This window comes from Phaeobacter sp. QD34_24 (assembly GCF_028890115.1).
In the GTDB taxonomy this organism is placed as follows: Bacteria; Pseudomonadota; Alphaproteobacteria; order Rhodobacterales; family Rhodobacteraceae; genus Phycobacter.
Genome location: NZ_JARCJD010000017.1, coordinates 1 through 22,412, shown reverse-complemented (window position 1 = coordinate 22,412; position 22,412 = coordinate 1). Strand labels below are relative to the sequence as shown.

The window sequence follows — 22,412 nt, the reverse complement described above, 5'->3', positions numbered from 1 at the left end:
TCATATTTCTGGCTTTCCCGCGCAGTTAGTCGTCGCGGTGGACCTTTTCGCGGCGCTCGTGACGCTCTTGCGCCTCAAGGCTCATGGTGGCGATCGGGCGCGCATCCAGGCGTTTCAGCGAAATCGGCTCTCCGGTGACTTCGCAGTAACCATATTCGCCCTCGTCGATGCGGCGGATGGCGGCGTCGATCTTGGCGACCAGTTTGCGCTGGCGATCACGGGTGCGCAGCTCAAGCGCGCGATCCGTTTCCTCGCTGGCGCGGTCGGCAACATCGGGAATGTTTCGGGTGTTGTCCTGCAAACCTTCGATGGTGTCGCGGCTCTCCGCCAGGAGTTCCTGCTTCCAATTCAACAGCTTGCGACGGAAATACTCGGCGTGCCTATCATTCATGAAAGGCTCGTCTTCGGCCGGACGATAGTCTTCCGGCAGAAACATTTCTTGCTTCATTTCGGCTCCTTCGGTCTGGCCCATAATGCTGGTCTCTTCAATTTGTTCCAAGCACTGCGGCTCCCGATGCCGCAGCGTTTATCCCCTGCGACACAGATTGTCACTACACAATAGTAAACGCGGCGGGTTAAAAGCGCTCTAATCGCGCCGCACCGATGGCTTGTGCTGGCCTATGCGCAATGGAAACAACAAGGGATGCAGGACGGACATGCAGTTTCAGGGCACCAAGGACTATGTTGCAACGGATGATCTGAAGGTGGCCGTGAATGCCGCCGTGACGCTGGAGCGCCCGCTACTGGTCAAGGGAGAGCCCGGCACCGGCAAGACCGAACTGGCCAAACAGGTGGCCGATGCCCTTGGCCTGCGGATCATCGAGTGGAACGTGAAATCCACCACCCGCGCCCAGCAGGGTCTTTACGAATACGATGCGGTCAGCCGGTTGCGCGACAGCCAGCTGGGCGACGAGCGCGTGCATGACGTGCGCAACTACATAAAGAAGGGCAAGCTTTGGGAGGCCTTCGAGGCCGATGAAAAGGTCGTGCTCTTGATCGACGAGATCGACAAGGCCGATATCGAGTTCCCCAATGACCTGTTGCAGGAGCTCGACAAGATGGAGTTCCACGTCTACGAGACCGGCGAGACGATCCGCGCCAAGCAGCGCCCGATCATGATCATCACCTCCAACAACGAAAAGGAACTGCCGGACGCCTTTCTGCGTCGCTGTTTCTTCCACTACATCCAGTTCCCCGATGCCGAGACCATGAGGAAGATCGTCGAGGTGCATCACCCCGGCATCAAGGAAAGCCTGTTGACCACGGCGCTGACCCAGTTTTACGAGATCCGCGATACTGCCGGGCTGAAGAAGAAACCCTCCACCTCCGAGGTGATCGACTGGCTGAAGCTGCTGCTCGCAGAAGACCTCACCCCCGAGGATCTGGCCCGCGATGGCGCCGATGCCCTGCCGAAGCTGCACGGCGCGCTACTGAAGAACGAACAGGACGTGCACCTGTTCGAACGGCTCGCCTTCATGGCGCGGGGACGGCGCTGACCCACAGGGCAGCCCAGTCGATCCGGCCCGATGCGCCCGCTGCCACAGCGGGCGTTTTACTTTATTGCCACCAATCTGGTCTCGTCACCGGCCGCCACTTCACAAAGCCGCAGCCCCATGACCATACTGCCGTAACAGGCATCCCGCCGTTTCAGACAACCCCATAGTTCAAGGACCACAGGCGTGACCACCTCACCCGCTCCCACCATTCGCCCGCTGCAGCCCTCGGATGAAGCCGAATGGCGCCGTCTTTGGACGGCCTATCTGGACTTCTACAACACCTCCGCTCCCGAAGAGGTTTATCAGACGCTGTTTTCCCGCTTGCTGAGCGATGATCCGGCCTCTTTCTCCTGCTTTGTCGCTGACGCGGGAGACCGGCTGGTGGGGCTAACGCATTATGTCTTTCACCCGCACGCCTGGAACATCAATGAGGTCTGCTACCTGCAGGACCTTTATGCCGATCCGGAAAGCCGTGGCACCGGCGTGGGACGGGCGCTGATCGAGGCGGTCTACCAAGCCGCAGACGCGCGCAAGGCCGCCAATGTCTACTGGCTGACCCAGGACAGCAATGAAACCGCGCGGCGCCTCTATGACCGCATCGGCAAGCTGACCCCCTTCCTGCGCTATCAGCGAGGTTGATTTGACCTCCCTCGCGCCCCTTCTTCGACGCGCCCTGCTGGCCTTTGGCGTGGCGGCCCTCACCGGCTGCAGCGCTGGCGTTGATGTCGATCAGCCCAGCCGCGCCGCCATCGCGGACAGCACCCTGCCCCCGGCGAAGGCCTTTGGCAGCTCTCACCCCCAGCCACCGATCCGGGCCAACAGCGATATCGCGCGGGATTTCCTGGACCTTCACTTCAATCTCGAAGGCGGCGGCACCCTGCCCGTCTTTACCCGCTTTGAAGAGCCGGTCACCCTGCGGCTGACGGGCACCGCGAAACCGGGCTTTCGCCAGGATCTGAACCGGCTGCTGCACAGGCTGCGCGATGAGGCGGGGGTGGACATTGCCGAGGTCACCGGCGGGCCTGCGCATATCACCGTTGAGACGGTATCGCGCAAGGCGATCCGCAAGGCCCTGCCCAAGGCCGCCTGTTTCGTGGTGCCGAACGTGTCGTCCCTGGCCGAGTTCCGCCGCAAGCGGCGCAGCCCCGACACCGATTGGAGCCAGCTGCGCAGCCGCGAACAGCTTGCCATTTTCCTGCCCAACGATGTCAGCCCGCAAGAGGCCCGCGACTGCCTGCACGAGGAACTGGCCCAGGCCATCGGCCCCTTGAACGATCTCTACCGGTTGCCGGATTCGGTCTTCAACGACGACAATGTGCATACCGTTCTGACCGGCTTTGACATGCTGATCCTGCGTGCGACCTATGCGCCGGAGCTGCACACCGGGCTCAGCCGTGCCGAGGTCGCCGCCCGCCTGCCCGCCCTTCTGGCCCGGCTCAACCCGGCGGGACAGCGCATCGCGCCCCGCCCGTTGCAGCGCACGCCGCGCGCCTGGATCGATGCGATCGAAACGGCCCTTGGCCCCGATACCCGCCTGCCGCAACGCCAGAACGCGGCACGGACCGCCCTGCGGATCGCCCGCGACAATGGCTTGCGCGACCACCGGCACGCGCAGGCGCTTTATGTGCTGGGGCGCCTGATCCAGGCCGAAAACCCGAACGCCGCGCAAGAGATGTTCCTGGCCGCGATGGAAATCCTGCGCACCCAGCCCGGAACCGAGCTGCACCAGGCCCGCCTGCGCCCCCGCATGGCCGCCCAGGCCATTGCCCAAGGTCAGCCGGACAGGGCGCTGGCACAGCTGGACCCCGTGCCCCAGATCGCCGCCCGCCACGAAAACGCGGCTCTTTTGGCCACCGCCTTGATGATGCAGGCCGAAGCGCTAGACCTTGCGGGGCAATTCGACGCCGCCGCCGCGGTCAGGCTGGACAGCCTTGGCTGGGCGCGATACGGGTTTGGCCCGGATTGGGCGGTGCGCGCCAAACTGCAGGAAGTGGCGGGCCTCAGGCCCCGAACCAACTGATCGCATCGGGACCGATTGGCCCGGCCCGAACCGCGCAGGTAACAGGATGAAACAGGCGGAAGACATATGATCGTAATCGCTGCTTTGCTGCTGGGGGCCACTTTGGGCGTCCTGACAGCGCGGAAACGTAACGGCAATCTGGCCGACATGCTGCAATATGGCGCTGTCTATGCCATCGCCTTTGGTATTGTCGGGATGCTCGCCACCCTGATCATTCACCGGATGGCGGTGTAAGACGCAAGGATAGACAGCCGATGTTCCAGCCCTTTTTCGAGAACCTGCGAAAGGCCTCCGTTCCCGTGTCCCTGCGGGAGTATCTGACCTTTCTGGAGGGGATGAAACGGGGATTGGCGACCTACGACATCGACGCCTTCTACTATCTGGCCCGCGCCGCCATGGTGAAGGACGAGCGCAATATCGACAAGTTCGACCGCGCCTTCGCCGCCACATTCGAAGGGCTGGAGGCACTGCCCGCCTCTGCCGTCCTGGAAGCCGTGGACATCCCAGAGGAATGGCTGCGCAAGATGGCGGAAAAGCATCTTTCCGAGGAAGAGCGCGCCGAGATCGAGGCGATGGGCGGCTTTGAGAAGCTGATGGAGGCCCTGCAGGAACGCCTGAAGGAACAGGAAGGGCGTCACCAGGGCGGCAACAAGTGGATCGGTACCGCCGGCACCTCTCCCTTTGGCGCCTATGGCTACAATCCCGAGGGCGTGCGCATCGGCCAGAAAGAGGGCCGCCATGGCCGTGCGGTCAAGGTCTGGGACAAGCGGGAGTTCCGCAATCTGGATGGCGATGTGGAGCTGGGCACCCGCAACATCAAGGTCGCCCTGAAACGCCTGCGCCGCTGGGTGCGCGAGGGCGCGCAGGAAGAGCTGGATCTCGACCACACCATCCGCGCCACCGCCGAACACGGCTACCTGGACGTTAAGACCCGCCCCGAGCGCCACAATGCCGTGAAGGTGCTGCTGTTCCTGGATGTGGGCGGCTCGATGGATCCTCATATCAAGGTGGTGGAAGAGCTGTTCTCGGCCGCGCGAAGCGAGTTCAAACACCTGGAATACTTCTACTTCCACAACTGCCTCTACGAAGGCGTGTGGCGCGACAACCGCCGCCGCTGGGATGCGCAAACGCCCACCCATGAGGTGCTGCGCACCTATGGCCCCGACTACAAATGCATCTTCGTGGGCGATGCCTCTATGTCGCCCTATGAGATCGCCTATCCCGGCGGCGCCAACGAGCATTGGAACCAGGAGGCCGGTCAGGTCTGGCTGCAGCGCGCCCGCGAGCAATGGGCGTCGAACCTCTGGATCAACCCGGTGCCCGAGAAATACTGGGATCACACCCATTCCATCGGCATGATCCGCGAGATCTTCGAAAACAACATGGTGCCGATGACCCTGCATGGGCTGGAAAAGGGCATGCGCGAGCTGACCCGCTGATCCGTCACTTCAAGCGCCTCTTGGACCTTGGGGGCAACAATCCGCTTGAGCACAGGCCGCCTGCACCCCATATCTATGCCATGCTGCGTCTGACCCCGATCCTGCTGGCCGTGATCTATGGCCTTGTCTCCTACCGGATTTCCGTCTGGCGGACCCACCGCGAGCTGGACGCCAAATCGACCCGCCTGGCTGATCCGCGCCTGAAAAAGCTGACCGACCGCATGGCGGCCGCACTGGAGGTGGCGGATATCCCCGTCTTCATCTACGAGGTGGACCCGGTGAACGGGCTTGCCGCCCCCGATGGGCGCATCTTCATCACCCGCGGGTTTTACCGCAAGTACGAGGCCGGTGAGGTGAGCGATGCGGAACTCTCTTCGGTGATTGCTCATGAGTTGGGCCATGTGGCGCTGGGGCATTCGAAGAAACGGATCATCGATTTTTCCGGCCAGAACGCCCTGCGCACGGCGCTGATGATGATCCTGGGCCGCTATATCCCCCTGGTCGGCCCCTGGATCGCGGGTCTCTTGGCCAATCTGCTGGCCGCCCGCCTGTCGCGCGGCGATGAATATGAGGCGGATGAATATGCCGCCGCACTGTTGATGAAGGCAGGCATCGGGGTGGAGCCGCAGAAAAGCCTGTTCCGCAAGCTTGAGGAACTGACCCAGGCGCGCGCGGGCATGGCCCCCGCCTGGCTGATGAGCCACCCCAAGACAGAGCAGCGCATCGCCGCCATCGAACGGCTGGAGGCCGACTGGGCCAAGGTGTAACGCCGGGTCACGCCGCTCGCGGGCATCTTGCTTGCCGTGACAGGAAGGTCCACATCTAGGCAAAGACATCGCGACCGAGGCACCCCCATGCGCTACTCCCTGCTCGATCTGGCTCCCGTCCCCGAAGGCTCCGACATTGCCCAGGCGCTGAAGAACAGCACAGAGCTGGCGCGCCATGCCGAGGCGCTTGGATTTCATCGCTACTGGCTGGCCGAGCATCACAACATGCCCGGCATCGCAAGTGCGGCCACCGCCGTGCTGATCGGCCATATCGCCAGCCAGACCAGCACAATGCGCATCGGTGCAGGTGGCATCATGCTGCCCAATCACGCGCCCTATATGGTGGCAGAGGCCTTTGGCACGCTGGCCTCCCTTTATGGTGACCGCATCGATCTGGGGCTCGGGCGCGCGCCGGGTACCGATATGCAGACCGCCCGCGCCCTGCGCCGCGGCATGGGGGCGGCGGCCAGCGGCGACAGCTTCCCGCAGGACGTGATCGACCTGATCGGATTCATGGCGCCCGAGGATCCGCAGGCCCCGGTGCGCGCCTTTCCGGGGCAAGGCACCAATGTGCCGGTCTGGATCCTCGGTTCCAGCCTCTATGGCGCGCAGTTGGCCGCGCATCTGGGGCTGCCTTACGCCTTTGCCTCTCATTTTGCACCGCAAGCGCTGGAGGAGGCGCTGGAGGTCTATCGCCGCAGCTTCCAGCCCTCGGTGTTTCTGGACAAACCCCATGCGATGATGGCGATCAATGTCTTTGCCGCAGACACGGACGCCGAAGGGGTACGCCTGCGCACGACCATGCAGCAGGCCTTTGCCCGGCTGCGGCTGGGGCGCCCCGGCAAGCTGCCCCCGCCGGTGGATGACATCAACGACCACCTGCAGCCGCATGTGCTGGCAGGCGTCAACGAGGCCCTGCGCATCACCGCAGTCGGCAGCCCCGACACGGTGCGCAGCCAGCTGTCGGAGATCATCGGCAAACATCAGCCCGACGAGGTGATCCTGACCGGGCAGATCCACGACCACAAGGCACGTATGCGGTCTTTCGAGATCGCCGCCGGTATCCTGAAGGATCTCTGAGGCTCAGCCCGCCAGCGCCTTGGCCAGACGAGGCAGGCGCGCCTTCTTCAAGAGGGGGCGCATCTGCCAGCCGCCGCCCGACAGGCGGTTGGCCTCGGCCAGAACCGCTGCGCCCACGGCCTCCATCCCCGCCTGTTCCTGGAGCCACAGATCGTAAAGCAGCTCATCCGGGCCGATGCGTTTCAGCCCCTCTTCCGCCAGGGTATGGCGGGGGAAATCCTTGGCATTCATGGTGACGATGCCATCGGCATGGCCTGAAATGGCCGCCGCCAGCACATGCAGATCCGCCGCGTCCGGCAGCCAGAGCCGCGCCTCTACCGCCGGGGCGGGCGGCACCACGGCGCCGGGCCAACCCGCCTGCAGCATCGCGACTTCGGCCTGCGCCTGCGCCGCGCCTTCGGGCCCAAGCTTCAGCGCCGCACGGCGCCATTCCTCCAGGATACGCTCGGACCAGAGCGGCGTATATAGCCCCAGCCGCGCCGCGCCCAAGAGCATCTCCCGCATCACAGTGGGATATAAAACGCAGGTATCAAGGAGCAGTTTCACGCTCTTAGCCCAGCCGGAAGAACACGGCCTTCAAGTATCCGCTTTCCGCAAGCTGCGGCATCTGCGGATGGTCGGGGCCTGCGTATCCGGTGTGAATGAGCTGCCCGCGCCGCCCCGCCTTACCGATCCCGCGCGCCGAAGCATTGCGGAACCGCGTCAGATCCGCCGCATGGGAACAGGAGCACAAGCCCAGATAACCGCCCGGCGCCACCAGGGGCGCGGCGAGCTTGGCCACACGTTCATAGGCGCGCAGACCCGCTTCCAAAGCGTTTTTCGAGGGCGCAAAGGCGGGCGGATCGCAGATCACCACATCGAATTGCGCGCCTTCCGCGCCAAGGGCCGTCAGCACGTCAAAGGCATCGCCCTGCCGCGCGGTGAACCGATCCTGCCAGCCCGCCGCAGCGGCGCCCTGCCCGGCCAGATCCAAGGCCGCGGCCGACCCATCGACGCAGGTGGCCTCTGACGCGCCAGCCGCCAGCATGGCCAGACCAAAACCGCCCACGTGGGAAAACACATCCAGCACCTTGGCCCCCGGTGCCACCAGACGCGCAGCAAAACCGTGGTTTTCGCGCTGATCGAAGAACAGGCCGGTTTTCTGCCCGCCCGTCAGATCCGCCATATAGGTGGCCCCGTTCATGACGACCGGGACCGGCGCGGTGGGCGCGTCGCCCAGAAGGGTGGCGTTCTGATCGTCCAACCCTTCAAGACCCCGGGTGCGGCCCGAGGCGTTCTTCAGGATCACTTCGGCGCCAGTCACCTCGGCCAGGGCTGCGGTCAGCGCTTCCAGATGAGCCTCGGCCCAGGCGGCGTTGGGCTGCACCACGCAAGAGCCGCCAAATCGGTCGATCACCACGCCGGGCAGCCCGTCCGCCTCGGCATGAACCAGCCGGTAGAAGGGAGCCTCATATAGCTGGGCGCGCATCTCCTGTGCCCGCTGCAGCCGCGCCGCGAACCAGGCCTGATCGATCACCGCTTCGGGGTCGCGGTCCAGCATCCGGGCGATGATCTTGCTTTCAGGGTTGACCGCGACCAGCCCCAGGGGGCGCATCGCCTCATCCTCCAGCACCGCCAGAGTACCCGGCGCCAGCTTGCGCGTGCGTCGGTCGGTAACCAGCTCGTTGGCATAGACCCAAGGGAAACCATGGCGGATCGCGCGGGCGTTCGCCTTGGGCTTCAGTTTGATGCGGGCGCGCTGGGGCGCCGAGGGGGCGGAGGCTGTATCTGTCATGCCCCCTCATAGACCCAAGGGGCCGCAAGGGGAAGAGAGCCCGTGCACCAGCTCAGCGCGCCCGACTGCGCCAGCCGCCGCGCCTGCGCGGGCGCGCCAGCTCTGCCAGGCCTTCGCTCAGGACGGCCCGCATGGGGTGATCCTGCGGCTGGTCCGCGTAACGTTCCAGGAGGGCGCTGATGGCATCGCGGCTGTCCTGATCTGCAGGCAGGCTCAAGGCCCAATCCAGGAAGATGCTGCGGCATTGGCTGGCGTCGATGCCTTCGATGCGAAAGGCCTCGCGGATTAGCCCCTTCGGGTCGATCGGGTTCTGCTCATTCGGTGCCGGCATCTGCCCCTTCCCGTTTCAAAGCCTCGTCTATGATCGCGGCACAGCCTGCATAGCTCTGCTGCAACCGCGCCTCCAGCGCTGCAAGCGAGTCGAAACCGGTGCTGCGGCAGAGGAACTGCGCGCCCCCCTCGCCCAGGGTTGCCGCATCCAGCCCCTTGCCTGACAACAGCCGCGCCGCGACCTGCACCGACCAGTATAGACGATAGGCCGCCTCAAGGTTTTCGCCTTCTGCGACCTTCAGCCAGCCGCAGGCGACAGCCCCCTGCAAGCCAGCCGCCACATCCCGCGCGCCCGAACCGGACACCAGCGCCCCGGCCTGGGCCACCAGTTCGATATCCATCATCCGCCCCGGCCCGGTCTTGGCATCCCAGATCCCGGCGGGCGCCTTGGCGGCGGCGATGCGCCCGCGCATGGTGGCGACCTCGCCCAGGATGTCACGCAAGCCGCGGGGAGAAGACAGAACCAGGCTGCGAATGCCTTCGATATCCGCACGCAGATCCTGCGGCCCGGCGATGGTGCGGGCCCGGGTCAGCGCCAGATGCTCCCAGACCCAGGCTTCGTTCTGCTGGTAGTGGGCAAAGCTGGCCATACTCGTGGCCACTGGCCCCTGGCTGCCCGACGGGCGCAGCCGCATGTCCACCTCGTAAAGCCGCCCCTGCGCCATCGGCGCGGTCAGCGCGGTGATCAGAGCCTGCGTCAGCCGTGCGAAATAGGGGCGTGTTGCCAGCGGGCGCTTGCCCTCCGAGGCTTCGACCTCTTGCGGATCATAGATCACGATCACATCCAGATCCGATTGCGCATTGATCCGCCCGGCCCCAAGCGAGCCCATGGCAACCACCGCCGCCCCGCGCCCCGGTGCGGCCCCGTGTTTCGCCGCAAACTGTGTTTCCACGCAGGGCACCAGCGCGGCGATCACCGCCTCGGCCAGTTCGGCATATTGGATGCCCGCGGCCTCTGCATCGATCAGCCCGCGCAGATGGTGGACACCGATGCGGAAATGCCATTCCTTGCACCAGCGCCGGGCGGCATCCAGCTGCGCCTCATAGTCGCCCTCCGCCTTCAGCAAGGCCACAAGCTGCTGCGTGAGGGGCTCCCGACCCGGCCAGGGATCAAAGAACGAGCCGCCAATCACCGCGTCGAAGACACCCGAATTGCGCGACAGGAAGGTCGCCAGCTCCGCCGAGGTGCCGACGATATCCACCAGCAGGTCCATCAACTGCGGGTTGGCTTCGAAAAGCGAGAACAGCTGCACCCCTGCAGGCAGCCCCGACAGGAACCCGTCCAGCGCAAGCAGCGCCTCTCCCGGTTTGGCGGTGCGGGCCAGCCGCGACAGCAGCTCCGGTTTCAGCCGTTCGAAGATCTGCGCGCCGCGCGCCGAGCGCAGCGCCGGATAGGTGCGCCAGCGGGCGATGATGCCCTGGTCCAGCCCCTCTGGCACCGCGGGCGTTACCGCTGGCGCGGCGTCAGGGGCAAAGAAATCCTCGGTCTGGGCATGCACCTCGGTGAGGCGGGCGCGGATCTCGTCCTGCAGGTCCTTCGGATCGCGTCCCATCAGGCAGGCAACGCGAGCGATGCCATCCTCGGACTTGGGCATCCGGTGGGTCTGGGCGTCATGGACCATCTGGATGCGGTGTTCCACCTCGCGATGAAAGCGATAGTGATCCGAGAGGTTCGCAGCCAGATCGTCCGGGATCCAGCCCTTGCCCGCCAGGGCTGCCAGCCCTTCCACGGTGCCGCGCAGGCGCAGGCTTTCGTCGCGCCCGCCCGCGATCAACTGCCGGGTCTGGGTGAAGAACTCGATCTCGCGAATGCCGCCGCGCCCCAGTTTCATGTCGTGACCGGGCACGGTGATGGCACCGCCGGTGCCCTTGTTCTCCCGGATGCGCAGGCGCATGTCGTGGGCGTCCTGGATGGCGGCAAAATCAAGGTGGCGCCGCCAGATGAAGGGCCGCAAGGAGGTGAGGAACCGCTCCCCCGCCGCGATATCCCCGGCGCAGGCGCGGGCCTTGATGTAGGCGGCGCGCTCCCAGGTGCGACCCAGGCTTTCATAGTAGCGCTCGGCCGCCTCCATCGCGAGCGCCACGGGGGTGACCGAAGGATCCGGGCGCAGGCGCAGATCGGTGCGGAAGACATAGCCATCGCCGGTCTTGTCACTCAGCAGCGCACACATGTTGCGGGTGGCGCGCACCATGCCCTGACGCGCCTCGTAGAAGTCATCCGGATCAAAGCGGGTTTCATCGAAAAGACAGATGAGATCGATGTCAGAGGAGTAGTTCAGTTCATGCGCGCCCATCTTGCCCATGGCGAGAATGGCAAGGCCGCCTGCCGTCTCCACGTCATCCTCGGTGAGCCCCGGCAGTTTCTTGCGCCGGATCAGCGCGGCGATTTCGGATTTGATCGCCACATCGGCACAGAGCGCGCCGAAATCCGTGAGTACCCCGGTGACCCGCTCCAGCGGCCAGACCCCGCCCAGATCGCAAAGCGCCGTCAACAGCGCAATGCGCCGCTTGGCCTGACGCAGCCCCGGTTTCAACTGGTCCGGCGGCAGGGCGCGGCAGGTCGCAAACACCCGATCCACCGCAGCCTCCGGATCTGCCAACGCCTCGGGCAACCAGGCGGCCTCGCGTGCAATCAAGCCGTTCAGATAGGGGCTGGATCCCCCCGCCCCGGCCACCAGCAGCGCCATGTCACCGCCAAGCTCCGGAACATGGGCGCGGATCTCCTCGCCAAGGGCAGCATCAAAGGGGCGCGGAAGGCGGGTGATCTGAAAGAGCTGTGTCATGGCGCGACTGTGTTCCGCCCCGCAGCCCTCGTCAATGCGCCTTTTGGCAGCAAGCCAAATTGCCCATTCTGCTTTTCAATCCAATCCATTGCATGGGTCAGGAATACCTCCATAGCCATAGAGAGCAAGGGCCGGCTATCAGCGACGCGTGGCTGTGTTCCACTCTTCGTCAGGGTGTTTCGATAACAAGTTCCGTTTTTTTTCGCAAAGGCCCAGGTCTTTGTGGGTTTCCCAAGGTGTCAGGCTTTCGGGTGTTTCAGTACCGTGACGAGTAATACGTTCCTTTGTGCTGAAGATGAGCATGGCCACACCCCAGAATCCGGGGATCGCATGCCCCTGCATCTGGTGACGTCCTAATCTGGTGACGTCCTATCTGCTGATGTCATATCTCCTGACCTAGTGGAGGCGCTTGCCTCTCACCAGGATCCCGTGCTCCGCCATCCCGACCCTCACCCGCCCGAACCCTCACCCGCCCGAACGGTTGTGCGTCACCTGCCGCCTTGCTTGAGCGCCGAATAGGGACATGTTATCATAAGTTGTAGGCGTTTTTCACGCGATTTTCGCGATGCGCCCCATGACCGCCACAAAGGCGCCGTCATTCTCAACCCATCTAAGCGGGCCGGTGAGAGGATGAAATCGAACAGCACATCGGTCCGCAGAATGTGGACCACGGCACGAGCGAACGCTCATGTACCTATTACAATGCTAGTTCTTCCACCTGTTGACCTGCGCTGCCCTTGTCGCGGCCTGCCGGATCCAGGTGGCCCTACGGATCGGAGCCCGGCGTGACAAAGACCGCTACCAAAATCAGACCCAAGCCTGGGTATTTGAGCAAATCCATCGGCTTGCTCTCCTCCACTGCCCGGGCCAGCGGGATCGATCTGGGATCGGCCATGAAACAGGGAAAAATCACCGCCGTCGATTACGCACGTATGGTACACACCTGCAATTCATCGGATTGCGCCCTGAAATGCCAGAACTGGCGCCAGTCCGAAGAAGGTCGGCGCGATCCGCCCCCGTTCTGTCCGAATCTTGATATCCTGAAGCGCCTCAAGTCCTGACAGCTCCGGTGAGGGAGGTCTGCTTGGGAAAAACCCTCGCCCCCGTTAACCAAATTTTGTGCTCTTTACTGTCATTGTCCGATCGTAGCGAAACCACTTCCGATCCGAGACATTGTCATGATGAAGATGAAAAACGTCCTAGCACGCATTGCATTTACCTTTGCAGCCAGCGCCGCCATGTCGGCAGACCTGCAGCCTGGCGACCCCATCTCGGCAAAGATCTTCCTGCAACTGCACAGCATTGAGAAGCTGGCCGGTCAGCTGACGCCCTTTGTCGCCGCGCCCGGTCGCGATTTCCGGGTCATCGATGGTGATTCCCTGGCCATGGGGGATCTCAATATCCGCCTTGCCGACATCGATGCGCCGCTCACCACCCAGCGCTGCAACACACCGGACGGCAGCTATTGGGATTGCGCCGCAGTGGCCCGCCAGCGGGTACGCACCATCGTGGATCAGGCGGACCAGGTTCAGTGCTTCAGCACGGAACAGGATGTCTACGGCCGCCATCTGGCCACCTGCGATGCCGATGGCGTCGATCTAGGCGCCCTGCTGGTCGAAGAAGGCCTGGCCTGGCCGCATCACAATCAGGGGCGCTATCTGCCCGAAGCCTCTGCCGCGCAGGCCAATGCCCGCGGCATTTGGCAGGCCGAAACGCCAACCCCCTGGGATCTGCAGGACGAGCGGGACTGAGTGCCCAGAACCTAGCGGAGCTGCCCCGCTCCCCTTCAATGACCTGCAACAGATGGGGCTCCCCCAAGGAGCCCCTACAGCGTTCAGACATGCGGAGCTGCAACCTGCCCATCGGACGCAGGATCGACGTTTCTTCTACAATGGCCAGAAATCACCAAAGGCCGCGTCCGGCCAAAGCCTTGACCCAAAGCAACGATGATGGGGGGAATGGTGGGTGATAAGAGATTTGAACTCCTGACATCTTCGATGTGAACGAAGCGCTCTACCACTGAGCTAATCACCCGTGAGACGGGGTATTACCGTCCGCGCTGTGGCTCTGCAAGAGGTCATCCGAAGAAAATTCGCATCGCACCGCATTTTCGTGGCTTTCGAGATCCTTCGCTGCAGTGCCTGCTTGGGTCCCTTCCCGTTCCGTGCCGGAACTGGGCTTGTCAGCGGGGCGTTCAATCCCTATCTGAGACAAAAGACATGTGGCTGACGCCGCATGAATCGGAGATTTTATGAAAGAGACCCGGGCATAAGCCCGTTCCCGGCGCAATGCTCCTGGAACGCAGAACTCAGCAAGGACACTCAAGGCATTGGCTGAGTGGCCCTTGGTTTTGCACTCTCATAAAATCGAGACTTCCATTGAACATCTCAAAATACGAGCAACGCGTGTTGCACGAACTCGCCCTGGGTGGGGCGATCCACTATGAACGCGGCGCAAACGGCAAGATCGGCAGCATCATCTGCTATACGCGCCAGGGTCATGTCCTGTCGGACTGCAGCCTGGACGTCTTCCAGCGCCTCAAGAAGCGGCGGTTCATCCAGTCGCGCAACGGGCAGCCCTATCGCGCCTCACGCCTCGGCATCAAGGCCGTGCGCGCGCAACTGAACCAACGATGATACGAAAGGATCGGACCATGGAAATGTCATCCCAGTTTGAAGGGCAGAAGGCCGATATCACCGCGCTGTTCAACGCCTCCTTTAGCCAGTCCGAAGGCGCAGAGGAAGGACAGTTGATCGCAAACCTGGTGACGGAGATCTTTGCCACCACGGCCGAGGAGGATCTTTATGCCTTCTCGGCCGTGGATCAGGGCGCGGTCACTGCCTGCATCCTGTTTACCCGCATGACCTATGCAAATGACGATCGCTGCGTGTTCCTGCTGTCTCCTGTGGCGGTGACGACAGAGCATCAGGGCAAGGGGATCGGGCAAGACCTGCTGCGGCACGGGCTGAACCAGCTGAAAGACCGGGGTGTCGATGTGGTGCTGACCTATGGCGATATCAACTTCTACTCCAAGGTCGGCTTCAAACAGATCACAGAACGTGACGCCGCAGCCCCCCTGCCCCTGTCCTACCCGCATGGCTGGTTGGGGCAATCGCTGCGCGCACCTTCGCTAGAGCCGCTGATCGGCCCTGCCAGCTGTGTGTCAGCCTTCCAAAACCCGGATTTGTGGTAGGCATCCAAGCCAAAAGAAAAAGGGCGGCCCGATCAGGACCGCCCGTCTCTGTTTCCAAACGCCCCGTGCTTAATGCGCGGTCGGCGCAGCGGCTGCAGATTTCGCCTCCAGCGCGGCCTGGGCGGCGGCGGCCTCTTCGGCCTCCTCATCCCATTCGATCGGCTCGGGAGCCGAAACCAGCGCGTGTTTCAGCACTTCGGAGACATGGCTCACCGTGATGATCTCCAGACCTTCCTTCACGTTGTCGGGAATGTCCGGCAGATCCTTGGCGTTCTCCTCGGGGATGAGGACAGTCTTGATGCCGCCGCGCAGCGCCGCAAGCAGTTTCTCCTTGAGCCCGCCGATGGCCAGCGCATTGCCGCGCAGGGTGACCTCGCCGGTCATGGCGATGTCCTTGCGCACCGGGATCCCGGTCAGCACCGACACGATGGAAGTCACCATCGCGAGACCAGCCGAAGGACCGTCCTTGGGCGTCGCACCTTCGGGCACGTGCACGTGGATATCCCACTTGTCGAACTTGGGCGGTTTGATGCCCAGCTGCGGCGCAACCGAGCGCACGTAGGATGAGGCAGCCTCGATCGACTCCTTCATAACATCGCCCAGCTTGCCGGTGGTCTTCATGCGGCCCTTGCCCGGCAGGCGCAGCGCCTCGATGGACAGGAGCTCACCGCCAACCGAGGTATAGGCAAGCCCGGTGACGACACCGACCTGATCTTCCTTCTCGGCCAGGCCAAAGCGGTATTTCGGCACGCCGAGGAATTCGTCGAGATTGTCATGGGTGACCTTGACGCTCTCGGCTTCCTTCTTGACGATCTTGGTCAGCGATTTACGCGCCACCTTGGCGATTTCGCGCTCCAGGTTCCGCACGCCCGCCTCGCGGGTGTAGGTGCGGATGATGTCGGTCAGCGCCTCATCGGTCAGCTCGAACTCCTTGGCCTTCAGGCCGTGGTTCTTCACCTGTTTGGTCACCAGGTGCTGCTTGGCGATTTCGCGCTTTTCATCCTCGGTGTAACCCGACAGCGGAATGATCTCCATCCGGTCCAGAAGCGGACCCGGCATGTTGTAGCTGTTCGAGGTGGTCAGGAACATCACGTTCGAGAGGTCGTATTCGACCTCCAAGTAGTGATCCACGAAGGTGGAGTTCTGTTCCGGATCGAGCACTTCCAGCATCGCCGAGGCCGGATCGCCGCGGAAATCCTGGCCCATCTTGTCGATTTCATCGAGCAGGATCAGCGGATTGGTGGTCTTGGCCTTTTTCAGCGCCTGGATGATCTTGCCCGGCATCGAGCCGATATAGGTCCGGCGGTGACCGCGGATCTCGCTCTCATCACGTACGCCGCCAAGGCTGATGCGGATGAATTCGCGACCCGTTGCCTTGGCCACGGATTTGCCGAGGCTGGTCTTACCCACCCCCGGAGGGCCGACGAGGCAGAGGATCGGCCCCTTCAGCTTGGCCGAGCGCTGCTGCACGGCCAGATATTCGACGATGCGTTCCTTGACCTGCTCAAGCCCGTAGTGATCCTTGTCGAGGATGTCCTGCGCGCGTGCCAGATCCTTCTTCACGCGGGATTTGGTGCCCCACGGGATCGACAGCATCCAGTCGAGATAGTTGCGCACCACGGTGGCCTCGGCCGACATGGGCGACATGTTCTTGAGCTTCTTCAGCTCGGCATCGGCCTTTTCGCGCGCCTCTTTCGACAGCTTGGTCTCGGCGATTTTCTCTTCCAGCTCGGCCACTTCGCCCGAACCTTCCTCGCCGTCGCCCAGCTCCTTCTGAATGGCCTTCATCTGCTCATTCAGGTAGTATTCGCGCTGGGTCTTCTCCATCTGCGATTTGACGCGGGTCTTGATCTTCTTCTCGACCTGCAGGACGGACATTTCGCCCTGCATGAGGCCATAGACCTTTTCCAGACGCTCGCTGACCGACAGGGTCTCAAGCAGTTCCTGCTTGCGGTCAACCTCGATGCCCAGATGGCCGGCCACCAGATCCGCCAGCTTGGCCGGTTCGGTGGTCTCCCCCACGGCGCTCAGCGCCTCTTCGGGGATGTTCTTGCGCACCTTGGCGTAGCGTTCGAATTCATCGCCCACGGTGCGCAGCAGCGCCTCTGTGGTGGTGACATCGCCCGGCATTTCGCTGATCAGCTCGGCCCGGGCTTCGAAATAGCTGTCGTTTTCCAGGAAATCGGTGATCTTCACCCGCTGCTGGCCTTCGACCAGCACCTTGACGGTGCCATCGGGCAGTTTCAGCAGCTGCAGCACATTGGCCAGAACACCAACCCGGTAGATGCCTTCCACCTCCGGATCGTCCTCGGAGGGATCGATCTGGCTGGACAGCAGGATCTGTTTGTCATCGGCCATCACCTCTTCCAAGGCACGCACCGATTTCTCCCGACCCACGAACAGCGGCACGATCATATGGGGGAATACCACGATGTCGCGCAACGGCAGTACGGGATAGGAAGAATTGAGTGGCTCTTGCATACTCGGTCCTTTTCTTTGGCAAGACGACCAGGCCCCAGGATAGGCAGCCGTCGTCGTCTCCTCTTGGAACTGTTACTTGGGTCGGCGTCCGGGTCTTTTCAACCACTGTTGCGCACGCGTGCCTCATTGTTTGGAGTGCACTTTGCCCGGCACGGCAAGGGACCACAAGGGCGCTTTTGGACTTAAGGCTACCAAATCATGACCATTGGGCACCTTGGCCTGCCGACGGTTGAACAATCGGCGGAGGGGTTCGTTAACAGGTTAGTGCAACATGGTTACCCATTCGTTAACCGAGCCATCCATTCACCGGGCCATTTGCCCCCCGTACCGGAGCGGAACACGCCCGTCACACAACGACCGCGCGCCAAGAAAAAAAGCACCGGATCGCCCTCCGGTGCCTGGCCCGTCACCCCGGCGCCGCCCAGCGCTACCCTTTTGAAAAGGTGACCAAACGGTGCGAGAAATTGCCGTCGCTTTCTTCGATATGCAGAATGCCGCTCATGTGGCTTTCATCGACGATATAGAGCTCCATCCGCTGGCTTTGCGGCTGACCGGTCGCGGAAGGCACGTCGCTGTCGAACCCGACGGCAAGCATGTCGGAAGGAACGCAGGACGGAGGCCGACCCAAGGCCGCCTCGTCAATCAACACGGTCGCACCCTGAGGCAGATCATCCCGTCCCGCCACCGCTGCGGGCAGGCCAGCCAGGCGCGCACCGCCCTCCAGCACCGTGAGCCTGTGTTCGCCGAGCGTGGCAAAATGCATCGTGAGCGCCCCGTCCTCGGACAGGATCGCCAGCGTCTGGCTCGCGCCCTGCGACAGTGGCAGCATCATGATCTGATTGCCGATTCTGCTGCTCATCTCGCCGGGGCCATACCGCATGGTCCAACGCCCCTCGAAGGTCTTGAACAGGTCAGGGCCAAAGGCGTCGATCTTCAGGCCGCACCCGTTGAGCACATTGGCCTGCGCATTCCCGGCCAGACTGGTCAGGACCAAAAGGGCTGCCGCCACAGCTTTTCTCACTTCAGCTATCCTCGCACCTCAAACAACTCAGACAGCTAGGCCCGGATTTCCCCCTACATTCAAGGAGAAGGCCAGAGGCGTTTTCCCCTTCAGATCGGTTCGATATCCCCTTCAGCCCGCTGCGCGTGGAACTCGGCCTGCCAGGCGTCAAACGTACCGGCCGCGATGGCCTCGCGCATAGCTGCCATGATCTCCTGGAAATAGTGCAGATTGTGCCAGGTCAAGAGCATGCCCGAGATCATCTCGTTGGCGCGGAAGACATGGTGCAGATAGGCGCGCGAATAATGCGAACAGGCCGGGCAGCTGCACTGTTCATCCAGCGGGCGCGGGTCATCGGCATGGCGGGCGTTCTTGATATTGACCACGCCGCGGCGGGTAAAGACCTGGCCCGTGCGCCCCGAGCGCGACGGCAGCACGCAGTCCATCATGTCGATCCCGCGCGCCACGGCACCGACGATATCATTGGGTTTGCCCACCCCCATCAGGTAGCGCGGCTTGTCCTGCGGCAGCATGTCCGGGGCGTAATCAAGGCAGCCGAACATCGCCTCCTGCCCCTCACCCACCGCAAGGCCGCCCACCGCATAGCCGTCGAAACCGATCCCTTTCAGCGCCTCGGCGCTTTCTTCGCGCAGGTCCTGCTCCAGCCCGCCCTGCATGATCCCGAACAGCGCATGACCGGGACGATCGCCGAAGGCCTCTTTCGAGCGTTCCGCCCAGCGCATCGACAGGCGCATGCTTTCGGCGATGCGGTCGCGGTCTGCCGGCAGGGCCGGGCATTCATCGAAACACATGACGATATCGCTGCCCAAAAGGCGCTGGATCTCCATCGAGCGTTCCGGCGTCAGCTCATGCTTGGAGCCATCGATATGGCTTTTGAAGGTGACGCCCTTTTCCGTCAGCTTGCGCAAGCCCGCCAGCGACATCACCTGGAACCCGCCGCTGTCGGTCAGGATGGGGCGGTGCCAATTCATGAACTTGTGCAAACCGCCCAGCCGGTCGATGCGTTCGGCGGTGGGCCGCAACATCAGGTGGTAGGTATTGCCGAGCAGGATATCGGCGCCGGTTTCGCGCACGCTTTCGGGCATCATCGCCTTCACGGTTGCGGCGGTGCCCACGGGCATGAAGGCCGGGGTGCGGATCTCGCCGCGCGGCGTGTTGATCACCCCCGTGCGTGCCTTTCCGTCGGTTGCCTTCAGTTCGAAGTTGAAAAGCTCAGCCATCTCGTATTCCTGCCGTTACCATGACACCGGGAATGCCGGTGATTCCCCCTAATGCCAAGGAGACCCCCTCATGTCCACAGACGACACGAGCCCCAAACTGACCCTCGGGTGGGAGGAATGGGTGAGCCTGCCGGGCCTGGGGCTGCCTGCGATGAAAGCCAAGGTGGATACCGGTGCACGCACATCCTCCCTTCATGCAACCGAGATCGAGACCTTCGGCCCGGCCGCGGCACCGAAAGTACGCTTTACCGTGCACCCCATCCCCGGCGAAGAGGGACTTCTGATCCCCTGCTCGGCCCAGATCGTCGACCGGCGCGAGGTGATCTCGTCGAATGGCGAAAGCGAGATGCGCTATGTCATTGCCACCGACCTCTCCGTCGCAGGGCAAAGCTGGCCAATCGAGATCACCCTGACGGACCGGCGCGGCATGGCTTCGCACATGCTGCTGGGGCGGCAGGCGCTTGGGGAACAGATCGCCGTCAACCCATCGGAACGCTTCTGCCAGCCGGAACTGGATTACTCCGTCTATGCCTCCACGAAAATCCGCAAGACCGCCCCCAAGCGGGTGCTGCGCATTGCCGTGCTCAGCCGCGAGGACAACTACTCCACCCGCCGCCTGGTGGAAGAGGGCGAGAAACGCGGCCACACGGTGGAGGTGATCGACACCACCCGCTGCTACATGGACATCAACGCCCTGGCCCCCGAGGTGCATTACGACGGCAAGCGCCTGCCGCGTTATGATGCGGTGATCCCGCGCATCGGCGCCTCGATCACCCAATATGGCACCGCCCTGCTGCGCCAGTTCGAAACCCTTGGCACCTTTTGCGTCAATGGCAGCGCGGGCATCACCGCCAGCCGCGACAAGCTGCACGCCCATCAGGTGCTGGCGCGCCAGAAGATCGGCATGCCCGCCACCGCCTTTGCTGCCTCGCCCAAGGACACCAAGAACCTGATCGACATCGTCGGCGGCGCACCGCTGATCGTCAAACTGCTGGAAAGCACCCAGGGCAAGGGCGTGGTGCTGGCCGAGACCAAGAAGGCGGCGGAATCCGTGATCACCGCCTTTCGCGGCCTCAAGGCCAACTTCCTGGTGCAGCAATTCGTGAAAGAGGCAGGTGGCGAGGATATCCGCTGCCTCGTCGTGGGCTCCAAGGTGGTTGCGGCGATGAAACGCTCGGGCGCCGAGGGCGATTTCCGCTCTAACCTGCACCTGGGCGGCAGCGCGGTCGCGGTGCGCATCAGCAAGGAAGAGCGCGCAACGGCCGTGAAGGCCGCCAAGGCATTCGGCCTCAACGTCGCAGGCGTGGATCTGTTGCGCTCGGAAACCGGACCCAAGGTGCTCGAGGTCAACTCCTCTCCCGGTCTGGAAGGGATCGAACGCACGTCGAAAAAGAACATCGCCGCGCTGATCCATGACGAGATCGAAACCAACGTGCGCCCTGCCCCTTTGCGCCTGCGCAGGCCCGCCACCAGCCGCGGCTAGCAGGGCAGCATGGGCGCGGGGCTTGACCCGGCGCCCCCGGACCCCGATCTTATGGTAAGATTTCAAACAGGATTTTGACCATGAGCGAAGACCAGATCATCTCCCTGCTGTCCGGCAGCCTCCTTTACATTCTCGGGGCGGTCTTCCTGATCGTCGTGATCCTCAAGGGCGTGCGGATCGTGCCGCAGTCCGAAAAATTCGTGGTCGAACGCTTTGGCCGCCTGCAGGCCGTGCTGGGGCCGGGCATCAACTTTATCATCCCCTTCCTAGATGTGGTGCGCCACAAGGTCTCGATCCTGGAACGCCAGCTGCCCAATGCCACCCAGGACGCCATCACCAAGGACAACGTGCTGGTGCAGATCGATACCTCGGTCTTCTACCGCATCCTGGAACCGGAAAAGACCGTCTACCGCATCCGCGACGTGGATGGCGCCATTGCCACCACCGTGGCGGGCATCGTGCGCGCCGAGATCGGCAAGATGGACCTGGATGAGGTCCAGTCCAACCGCGCGCAATTGATTGCCCAGATCCAGAAAAGTGTCGAAAGTGCTGTGGACGACTGGGGGATCGAGGTGACCCGCGCCGAGATCCTGGATGTGAACCTCGACCAGGCGACCCGCGATGCCATGCTGCAGCAGCTCAATGCCGAACGCGCCCGCCGCGCCCAGGTGACCGAGGCAGAGGGGCAGAAACGCGCCGTGGAACTGGCCGCCGATGCCGAGCTCTACGCCGCCGAGCAAACCGCCAAGGCCCGCCGGATCGAGGCCGAGGCCGAAGCCTATGCAACCGAGGTCGTGGCCAAGGCGATTGCCCAGAACGGCATTGAAGCCGCGCAATATCAGGTCGCCCTAAAACAGGTGGAGGCGCTCAACGCCCTTGGTGCAAGCGACGGCAAGCAGACCATCCTGGTGCCCGCACAGGCGCTGGAGGCCTTTGGCGATGCCTTCAAGATGCTGAAAGGGGGCAAATGATGGCGGTCCCCTTCTGGGCGCTCTGGTGGGTCTGGTGCGCTGCGGCCCTTGCCCTTGGCATCCTTGAAGTGCTGGCGCCGGGCTTCGTCTTCCTCGGCTTTGCCGCCGGATCGCTCGGCGTCGGGGTGCTTTTGCTGGCCCTCGGCAGCGGCACCTTCGGGCTGCCCGCGCTGATCTTCATCTTCGCCGCCCTATCCTTGGTCGCCTGGCTCATCCTGCGCCGCGCCTTCGCCCTGCCCCGCGGCCAGGTGAAGACCTTCGAGACGGATATCAACGACTAGGGTCAGGACCCATTGATTTCCGTCCAGCGGCGTGATTCACGGTTCGAAAATCGAGCGGTAACATGTCTGATCT

Annotated in this window: 22 protein-coding genes and 1 tRNA gene; 14 read left to right on the top strand and 9 right to left on the bottom strand. The window is 63.2% G+C overall.

Features of this window, described 5'->3' with window-relative positions; all coding sequences use genetic code 11:
* Positions 1-25 precede the first annotated feature (25 nt).
* Positions 26-448, bottom strand: coding sequence for an RNA polymerase-binding protein DksA (gene dksA / locus PXK07_RS14075; protein ID WP_274848969.1), 423 nt, complete (start codon positions 446-448; stop codon positions 26-28).
* 208 nt (positions 449-656) lie between these two features.
* On the opposite strand from dksA, the gene PXK07_RS14070 reads away from it, so the two are divergent.
* The 7 genes from PXK07_RS14070 (at position 657) to PXK07_RS14040 (ending at position 6,802) form a co-directional block, all read left to right on the top strand.
* Entirely contained in the window at positions 657-1,496 is an 840-nt protein-coding gene (locus PXK07_RS14070; protein WP_274848968.1) for an AAA family ATPase, read from the top strand.
* A 183-nt stretch (positions 1,497-1,679) separates the two neighbouring features.
* Positions 1,680-2,135 (top strand): GNAT family N-acetyltransferase, encoded by a 456-nt coding sequence (locus tag PXK07_RS14065; protein WP_274848967.1) that lies wholly within the window; start codon positions 1,680-1,682, stop codon positions 2,133-2,135.
* Position 2,136: 1 nt separating this feature from the next.
* Positions 2,137-3,516: a DUF2927 domain-containing protein gene (locus tag PXK07_RS14060; protein ID WP_446728382.1), complete on the top strand. Its 1,380-nt coding sequence runs from the start codon at positions 2,137-2,139 to the stop codon at positions 3,514-3,516.
* Positions 3,517-3,582: 66 nt separating this feature from the next.
* Positions 3,583-3,750 (top strand): hypothetical protein, encoded by a 168-nt coding sequence (locus PXK07_RS14055; protein WP_274848966.1) that lies wholly within the window; start codon positions 3,583-3,585, stop codon positions 3,748-3,750.
* Positions 3,751-3,770: 20 nt separating this feature from the next.
* On the top strand, positions 3,771-4,955 hold the full coding sequence (locus PXK07_RS14050; RefSeq protein ID WP_274848965.1) for a vWA domain-containing protein: 1,185 nt from the start codon (positions 3,771-3,773) through the stop codon (positions 4,953-4,955).
* 80 nt (positions 4,956-5,035) lie between these two features.
* A complete protein-coding gene (locus PXK07_RS14045; protein WP_274848964.1) occupies positions 5,036-5,722 on the top strand; it encodes a M48 family metallopeptidase in 687 nt (228 codons plus the stop codon).
* A gap of 87 nt (positions 5,723-5,809) precedes the next feature.
* Positions 5,810-6,802, top strand: a complete 993-nt coding sequence (locus PXK07_RS14040) for an LLM class flavin-dependent oxidoreductase (RefSeq protein WP_274848963.1) — start codon at positions 5,810-5,812, stop codon at positions 6,800-6,802.
* Between the two features lie 3 nt (positions 6,803-6,805).
* Here PXK07_RS14040 and PXK07_RS14035 read toward each other — a convergent pair whose 3' ends face one another.
* Genes PXK07_RS14035 through PXK07_RS14020 form a run of 4 tightly spaced genes read right to left on the bottom strand, consistent with a single transcriptional unit; the run spans position 6,806 to position 11,689 of the window.
* Positions 6,806-7,348, bottom strand: a complete 543-nt coding sequence (locus PXK07_RS14035; RefSeq protein WP_274848962.1) for an RSP_2648 family PIN domain-containing protein — start codon at positions 7,346-7,348, stop codon at positions 6,806-6,808.
* A gap of 4 nt (positions 7,349-7,352) precedes the next feature.
* A complete protein-coding gene (locus PXK07_RS14030; protein ID WP_274848961.1) occupies positions 7,353-8,576 on the bottom strand; it encodes an RSP_2647 family RNA methyltransferase in 1,224 nt (407 codons plus the stop codon).
* A gap of 52 nt (positions 8,577-8,628) precedes the next feature.
* The gene (locus PXK07_RS14025) at positions 8,629-8,907 is read right to left on the bottom strand and encodes a hypothetical protein (RefSeq protein WP_274848960.1); all 279 of its coding nucleotides are present in this window, start codon (positions 8,905-8,907) and stop codon (positions 8,629-8,631) included.
* A complete protein-coding gene (locus PXK07_RS14020; protein WP_274848959.1) occupies positions 8,891-11,689 on the bottom strand; it encodes a [protein-PII] uridylyltransferase family protein in 2,799 nt (932 codons plus the stop codon). Before PXK07_RS14020 ends, PXK07_RS14025 begins: the two co-directional genes overlap by 17 nt.
* 785 nt (positions 11,690-12,474) lie before the next feature.
* Here PXK07_RS14020 and PXK07_RS14015 point away from each other — a divergent pair.
* A complete protein-coding gene (locus PXK07_RS14015) occupies positions 12,475-12,750 on the top strand; it encodes a DUF6455 family protein (RefSeq protein ID WP_274848958.1) in 276 nt (91 codons plus the stop codon).
* A 117-nt stretch (positions 12,751-12,867) separates the two neighbouring features.
* The gene (locus PXK07_RS14010) at positions 12,868-13,440 is read left to right on the top strand and encodes a thermonuclease family protein (RefSeq protein WP_274848957.1); all 573 of its coding nucleotides are present in this window, start codon (positions 12,868-12,870) and stop codon (positions 13,438-13,440) included.
* A gap of 208 nt (positions 13,441-13,648) precedes the next feature.
* Here PXK07_RS14010 and PXK07_RS14005 read toward each other — a convergent pair.
* Positions 13,649-13,723, bottom strand: a tRNA-Val gene (locus tag PXK07_RS14005).
* A 344-nt stretch (positions 13,724-14,067) separates the two neighbouring features.
* Between PXK07_RS14005 and PXK07_RS14000 the strand changes: the two genes are divergently transcribed.
* Both PXK07_RS14000 and PXK07_RS13995 read left to right on the top strand, forming a co-directional pair.
* Positions 14,068-14,325 carry a YjhX family toxin gene (locus PXK07_RS14000; RefSeq protein WP_274848956.1) on the top strand — a complete coding sequence of 86 codons (258 nt, stop codon included), beginning with the start codon at positions 14,068-14,070 and terminating at the stop codon, positions 14,323-14,325.
* A 17-nt stretch (positions 14,326-14,342) separates the two neighbouring features.
* The gene (locus tag PXK07_RS13995; protein WP_274848955.1) at positions 14,343-14,882 is read left to right on the top strand and encodes a GNAT family N-acetyltransferase; all 540 of its coding nucleotides are present in this window, start codon (positions 14,343-14,345) and stop codon (positions 14,880-14,882) included.
* A gap of 69 nt (positions 14,883-14,951) precedes the next feature.
* On the opposite strand, the gene lon is transcribed toward PXK07_RS13995, so the two are convergent.
* From lon to tgt, 3 genes are all read right to left on the bottom strand, one after another.
* Entirely contained in the window at positions 14,952-17,363 is a 2,412-nt protein-coding gene (lon, locus tag PXK07_RS13990) for an endopeptidase La (protein ID WP_274848954.1), read from the bottom strand.
* A 427-nt stretch (positions 17,364-17,790) separates the two neighbouring features.
* The gene (locus PXK07_RS13985) at positions 17,791-18,384 is read right to left on the bottom strand and encodes a hypothetical protein (protein ID WP_274848953.1); all 594 of its coding nucleotides are present in this window, start codon (positions 18,382-18,384) and stop codon (positions 17,791-17,793) included.
* An 89-nt stretch (positions 18,385-18,473) separates the two neighbouring features.
* A complete protein-coding gene (gene tgt, locus PXK07_RS13980; RefSeq protein ID WP_274848952.1) occupies positions 18,474-19,604 on the bottom strand; it encodes a tRNA guanosine(34) transglycosylase Tgt in 1,131 nt (376 codons plus the stop codon).
* A gap of 70 nt (positions 19,605-19,674) precedes the next feature.
* On the opposite strand from tgt, the gene rimK reads away from it, so the two are divergent.
* The 3 genes from rimK to PXK07_RS13965 all read left to right on the top strand — a co-directional run bounded on the left by rimK (position 19,675) and on the right by PXK07_RS13965 (position 22,339).
* A complete protein-coding gene (gene rimK, locus PXK07_RS13975) occupies positions 19,675-21,087 on the top strand; it encodes a 30S ribosomal protein S6--L-glutamate ligase (protein ID WP_274848951.1) in 1,413 nt (470 codons plus the stop codon).
* 80 nt (positions 21,088-21,167) lie between these two features.
* Complete coding sequence (locus PXK07_RS13970; protein WP_274848950.1) at positions 21,168-22,058, top strand: SPFH domain-containing protein; 891 nt, start codon at positions 21,168-21,170, stop codon at positions 22,056-22,058.
* The gene (locus tag PXK07_RS13965) at positions 22,058-22,339 is read left to right on the top strand and encodes an NfeD family protein (RefSeq protein ID WP_274848949.1); all 282 of its coding nucleotides are present in this window, start codon (positions 22,058-22,060) and stop codon (positions 22,337-22,339) included. Before PXK07_RS13970 ends, PXK07_RS13965 begins: the two co-directional genes overlap by 1 nt.
* Positions 22,340-22,412: the final 73 nt, after the last annotated feature.